Source organism: Cedecea sp. AS113 (genome assembly GCF_037152415.1).
GTDB lineage: Bacteria > Pseudomonadota > Gammaproteobacteria > Enterobacterales > Enterobacteriaceae > Cedecea.
Window position 1 is genome coordinate 96,650 of the sequence record NZ_JBBCMI010000017.1, and the last position, 6,196, is coordinate 102,845.

A 6,196-nucleotide genomic window follows, 5' to 3' on the forward strand; every position below is an offset into this window, starting at 1 on the left:
TAAAACATCCAAGAGGGAGACATGGCTTTCCCTCTTTTCCAGCAACGTTATAGGTAACTGACGTGCGCCTGATTATCACGTTCCTGATGGCCTGGTGCCTCAGCCTGGGGGCATACGCAGCGACAGCCCCCGATGCAAAACAAATCTCGCAAGAACTGGAGCAGGCTAAGGCCGCCAAAAACACGCCTAACCAGACAGAAATTGTTGAAGCACTTCAGTCGGCACTGAATGCGCTGGACGAGCGTAAAGCCTCGCTCGAACGCGCCGAACAATACCAACAAGTCATTGATAATTTCCCTAAACTATCGCAAACCCTGCGTAAGCAACTGACCAACCTGCGCGATGAACCCGAGGAAGTTTCCCCGGGCATGAGCAGTGACGCGCTGAACCAGGAGATCCTGCAGGTCAGCAGCCAGCTTCTGGACAAAAGCCGCCTTGCTCAGCAGGAACAGGAAAGAACCCGGGACATCAGCGATTCGTTAAGCCAGCTGCCTCAGCAGCAAACGGATGCGCGCCGCCAGCTGAACGATATCGAGCGCCGCGCCGGTTCCCAGCAAAGCGGCAGTACCCCGCTCGCCCAGGCCCAGCACTTCCTGCTGCAGGCCGAATCCGCACGCCTGAAAGCGCAGGTTGATGAACTCGAACTGGCGCAGCTTTCCGCTAACAACCGCCAGGAGCTTTCGCGCATGCGCGCCGAACTGGCGCAAAAGCAAAGCACCCAGCTGGATGCCTATCTCCAGGCGTTGAGAAATCAGCTCAATAGCCAGCGCCAACGTGAGGCGGAACAGGCGCTGGAAAGCACCGAACTGCTGGCGGAAACCAGCGCTAACCTGCCGCCGGAAATCGTCGAGCAGTTCAAAAATAACCGCGAGCTTTCCCAGGCACTCAATCAGCAAGCTCAGCGTATGGACCTGGTCGCCTCTCAGCAGCGGCAGGCCAATAACCAGACGCTGGAGGTCCGCCAGGCGCTGAATACGCTCCGCGAGCAGTCCCAGTGGCTCGGCGTTTCCAACGTGCTGGGTGAAGCGCTTCGTGCCCAGGTCGCCCGGCTGCCGGACATGCCCAAACCGCAGCAGCTGGATACCGAGCTGGCTCAGCTGCGCGTAGAGCGCCTGCACTATGAAGATTTGCTCAATAAGCATGCTCAACTGCGACAGGTTCGCCAGGCAGACGGCAGCCCGTTAACGCCGGAACAAAATAAGATCCTGCAGGCCCAGCTTCGCACCCAGCGAGAGCTGCTGAATTCGCTGTTGCAGGGCGGCGATACCCTGATCCTTGAACTCACCAAGCTGAAAGTGGCCAACAGCCAGCTGGAAGATGCCCTGAAAGAGGTGAACGAGGCGACCCACCGCTACCTGTTCTGGACATCGGACGTCAGCCCAATCGGCATCAGTTGGCCGCTGGAAATCGTTCAGGATCTGCGGCGTCTGGTCTCGCTGGATACCTTCAGTCAGTTGGGGAAGGCCGCGATCATGATGGTGACCAGCAAAGAGACGCTGCTGCCGCTCTTTGGCGCGCTGATTCTGGTCGGGTTTAGCATTAGCTCGCGCCGACACTTCACCGCCTTCCTGGAGCGCTCCAGCGCCAAAGTCGGCAAAGTGACCCAGGATCACTTCCGCCTGACGCTGCGCACCGTGTTCTGGTCGATTCTGGTCGCCTCTCCGCTTCCCGTACTGTGGGCGACGCTCGGCTATGGTTTGCAGGAGGCATGGCCTTACCCTATCGCAGTGGCGATTGGCGACGGTGTAACCGCCACGGTTCCCCTGCTTTGGGGGGTGATGATCTGTGCAACCTTCGCCCGCCCTACCGGGCTGTTTGTGGTGCATTTCGGCTGGCCGCGCGAGCGCGTAGGCCGGGCCATGCGCTACTACATCATGAGCATCGGCCTGATTGTGCCGCTGATCATGGCGCTGATTATGTTCGATAACCTCAATGACAGAGAGTTTTCTGCCTCTCTGGGCAGGCTTTGCTTCATCATGATTTGCGGCGCGCTGGCTATCGTCACGCTTAGCCTTAAGCGCGCCGGGCTGCCGCTCTACCTCGACAAACAGGGCGATGGCGACAACATCGTCAATACCATTCTTTGGAACCTGCTGCTTTGCGCACCGCTGATGGCCATTCTGGCGGCTGTCGTCGGCTATCTGGCGACGGCTCAGGCGCTACTGGCGCGGCTGGAAACCTCCGTGGCTATCTGGTTCCTGCTGCTGGTGATTTATCACATTATTCGCCGCTGGATGCTGATTCAGCGCCGCCGTCTGGCCTTTGATCGTGCCAAACACCGCCGGGCTGAAATCCTGGCCCAGCGAGCGCGTGGCGAAGAAGAGACGGCGCATGCCAACAGCACTGAAGGATCGGCCGAAACCGTGGACGAACCGGAAGTCGATCTGGATACCATCAGCGCCCAGTCCCTGCGCCTGGTTCGCTCGATTCTGACGCTGATCGCCCTGCTGTCGGTGATCGTTCTGTGGTCGGAAATCCACTCGGCGTTTGGCTTCCTCGGCAACATTACTCTGTGGGATGTCACCTCCACGGTTCAGGGTGTGGAAAGCATAGAGCCGATTACGCTTGGTGCGGTACTGATTGCCATTCTGGTGCTGATTATTACCACCCAACTGGTGCGTAACCTGCCCGCGCTGCTGGAGCTGGCGATTCTCCAGCACCTGAACTTAACCCCCGGCACCGGCTATGCGATCACAACCATCACGAAGTACCTGTTGCTGCTGATCGGCGGGCTGGTTGGCTTCTCGATGGTGGGGATTGAATGGTCCAAACTGCAGTGGCTGGTGGCGGCGCTCAGCGTAGGCTTAGGTTTCGGTTTACAGCAAATCTTTGCCAACTTCGTCTCCGGCCTGATTATTCTGTTCGAGAAGCCGATACGCATCGGCGACACGGTCACCATCCGCGATCTGACGGGCACCATCACGCGAATTAACACCCGCGCGACAACCATCAGCGACTGGGACCGCAAAGAAATCATCGTGCCGAATCAGGCCTTTATTACCGAACAGTTCATCAACTGGTCGCTTTCGGACTCGGTCACACGCGTGGTGCTCACTATTCCTGCTCCGTCAGAAGCAAATACGGAAGAGGTCACCCAGATCCTGCTGGAAGCCGCACACCGCTGCACGCTGGTGCTCGATACGCCAGCGCCGGAAGCCTTCCTGGTTGATCTCCAGCAAGGTATCCAGATGTTCGAACTGCGTATTCACGCGGCGGAAATGGGCCACCGAATGCCGCTGCGCCACGAAATCCACCAGCTGATTCTGCAGGGCTTCCGCGAGCACAACATCGAGATGCCGTTCCCACCGTTCCAGATGCGTCTGGAGAGCCTTGGCGGGCAACGTAGCAGTAAGACGATTAAATCCGCGGGCAGAGCCGCCAGAACGCCTGGCAGCCTGTAATTTCAAGGAAGGGCAAAACGCGTTGGCAAAAAACCAACGCGTTTTTTTATTTCAGCAGTTTAGGCAGTTCACGCAGGCACCAGGCTTTGGCCTCGCCCATGCTGTCGCGCCGCCACGCCATGATGATATCAATCTCGTTGGTATATTCCGGGCTAACCACCCGCAGGCGACCTTCGGCAATATCCTGCTCAACCAGCGGATACGGCATCGTCGCCACGCCAAGCCCGGCCAGCAGCGCCAGCCGCTTCTCTTCGATAGAGCTCACCGTCAGGCGCGGCTGTTTGTCCAACAGACGCACCGTTAACACCGGCCTTTCACGGGCGGTATCGGCCACCGCCACGCCACGATACTTCACGCGGGTCACCTCAGAAAGAGGCTCCGGCTCCTGATGAATCGGGTGATCCGGCGCGGCAACATAAACGCTCATCACTTTGTAAAGCTTGCGGGAGTTAATCTCCGAGGAACTGCGGAAGTGCATATCCGGCGCGATAACAATATCCGCCCTGCCCTGCTCCAGGCGCTCCCAGGCCCCGGCCAGTACTTCGGTGAAAATAGATAATTGGGTGTCAGCTTTATCGGCCAGCTTATCCACCAGCGGGAACAGTTTTTCCGTCGGCACCAGCGCTTCGGTGACGATGGTCAGGTTTGCCTCCCAGCCCCGCGCCAACGCTTCCGCGTCAGTGGTCAACTTATCCGCCGCTTCGAGCAGCACGCGCCCTCGTTCCAGCAGCATACGCCCCACGTTGGTAAATTTGGTGCGGTGGCCGGATCGGTCAAACAGCACCACATCTAATTCTTCTTCCAGTTTTTGCATGGTGTAGCTGAGCGCGGACGGTACACGTCCCAGCTCGTCGGCCGCAGCGGCAAAGCTCCCGCGCCTGTCAATCGCATCCATGACCCTTAACGCTTCCAGCGTCAACGCCCTTTCTTTCGCCATTTCGTTCTCATTCAGGAAATTTGAACATACCGAGCAGATTAACTGGCTAACAATGCAGCGTCCAGACCCTTAACATGGGTTTAGTGTAAAGAGAGGTCAAGAATTATGATTACGACAAGAACAGCCAAACAGTGTGGTAAAGCTGACTACGGATGGCTGCAGGCTCGCTACACCTTTTCTTTTGGACACTACTTCGACCCGAAACTGCTGGGCTACGCCTCTCTGCGCGTGCTCAACCAGGAAGTTCTGGCCCCTGGAGCCTCGTTTCAACCGCGCGGCTACCCGAAAGTAGACATCCTCAACCTGATTCTGGAAGGGGAAGCGGAATACCGCGACAGCGAAGGCAACCATATCCAGGCCAGCGCCGGTGAGGTCCTGCTGCTTTCCACCCAGCCGGGGATCAGCTATAGCGAGCACAACCTCAGCAAAGACAAATCGCTGACGCGTATGCAGCTGTGGCTGGATGCCTGCCCGGATCGTGAAAATCCGCTGGTACAAAAGATCCCGTTAGCGGGAACATCTCATCAGCTGATTGCCTCGCCGGATGGCAGCAATCACAGCCTGCAGCTCCGCCAGCAGGTGTGGATCCACCATATTGAGATGCAAAAGGGCGAGCAGCTAAGCTTCCAGCTTCATGGCCCACGGGCCTATCTGCAGTCAATTCACGGCACGGTGCATGCGGTGACGCCATCAGAAGAGAAAGAAGCGCTCACATGCGGCGATGGCGCGTTTATTCGTGATGAGGCGAATATCACCCTGGTCGCCGATACGCCGCTGCGCGGCCTGCTGATCGACTTACCGGTCTAACCTACCGCCTGCCTCTTTCGTCCTGAAAGGGGCAGCATCCTTCTATCCCTGGGTATTTCTCCGCAAAATTCATTCTGTAGAAAACCGCCTCGTCCAGGACACAAGCCGCATACGGCCAAAAATTGCCATGCCTACGAATAACATCCCCGATATATTCTCGTTGGTTTTGGTGCTTTATTACTTTGGTTAATGCTCACTTGCATGGTCGGCGCAACCGCTAACTCGTTCAAATATTTCGATAAATCATCATTCAATCTTGCAATCAGCGCGCGCGTAGACTACCAGTTCTGCTTCTGTAAAAGCCCCATATAGTAAGTAAATATTTAAGGGCTGCGTTTCCTCTAGCCCTTACTATTTATCATGACTTAAATAATAACCTAATATTTATAATGAGTTACGAATACCTGGTGTGAGTTTTACTCTTCCCATACCAAAGTTAAGGGTTCGGTATACCTGAGAGCGCTCTTTTATTAGGGTAAAGAGGAAAATCGCCTTACATATTTCTTAATATGTAAACTCTGTGACGCTCAAAATAAAAGACTCGGAATGAGTAAATTCGCGGCGCCTTGGGAACATTCCCAATCATGACTAAAGTTTCAAAACAAACATCTCAACGCTAACACAACTCCTTATTTAAAAGGTCTAAAATGAATATTAACTTTAGACTGGTTATTAAAAATTCCGGTTTAAAAACAAAATAAGAATGTGTGATAACGCTCACCAACTGGAACGTTCCCGCTTTACGGCAAAAAAAGGAGACGTTTAGGATTGACCTCTCTTTTGAACCACTCTGGAAAGCCAACAAACATCAATAAAAAAATCAAATACTGATAATTAAAAATCAGAAAATCGCCAGAGTATAAATCCGGGAAACGAATAAAACCGGCGAACGCGCTCGGCCTAAACATAAATATAAATATTACATTGATAAACGCCACTGCGGGTGATGCTGCCAACTTACTGATTTAGTGTATGATGGTGTTTTTGAGGTGCTCCAGTGGCTTCCATTTCTATCAGCTGTCCTTCCTGCTCCGCTACTGAAGGCGTGGTG

General features: G+C 55.0%; 3 protein-coding genes. 2 read left to right on the top strand and 1 reads right to left on the bottom strand.

The features are described from left to right. Positions 1 to 62: 62 nt before the first annotated feature. Positions 63 to 3,401 (top strand): miniconductance mechanosensitive channel MscM, encoded by a 3,339-nt coding sequence (gene mscM / locus WFN87_RS18435; RefSeq protein ID WP_336983526.1) that lies wholly within the window; start codon positions 63 to 65, stop codon positions 3,399 to 3,401. Positions 3,402 to 3,447: 46 nt separating this feature from the next. Here the strand turns inward: mscM and WFN87_RS18440 are convergent, their stop codons facing one another. Then, positions 3,448 to 4,338: a LysR family transcriptional regulator gene (locus WFN87_RS18440; RefSeq protein WP_008453630.1), complete on the bottom strand. Its 891-nt coding sequence runs from the start codon at positions 4,336 to 4,338 to the stop codon at positions 3,448 to 3,450. Between the two features lie 105 nt (positions 4,339 to 4,443). Between WFN87_RS18440 and WFN87_RS18445 the strand changes: the two genes are divergently transcribed. After that, complete coding sequence (locus WFN87_RS18445) at positions 4,444 to 5,145, top strand: pirin family protein (RefSeq protein ID WP_213714729.1); 702 nt, start codon at positions 4,444 to 4,446, stop codon at positions 5,143 to 5,145. The last annotated feature ends 1,051 nt before the right edge of the window (positions 5,146 to 6,196 follow it).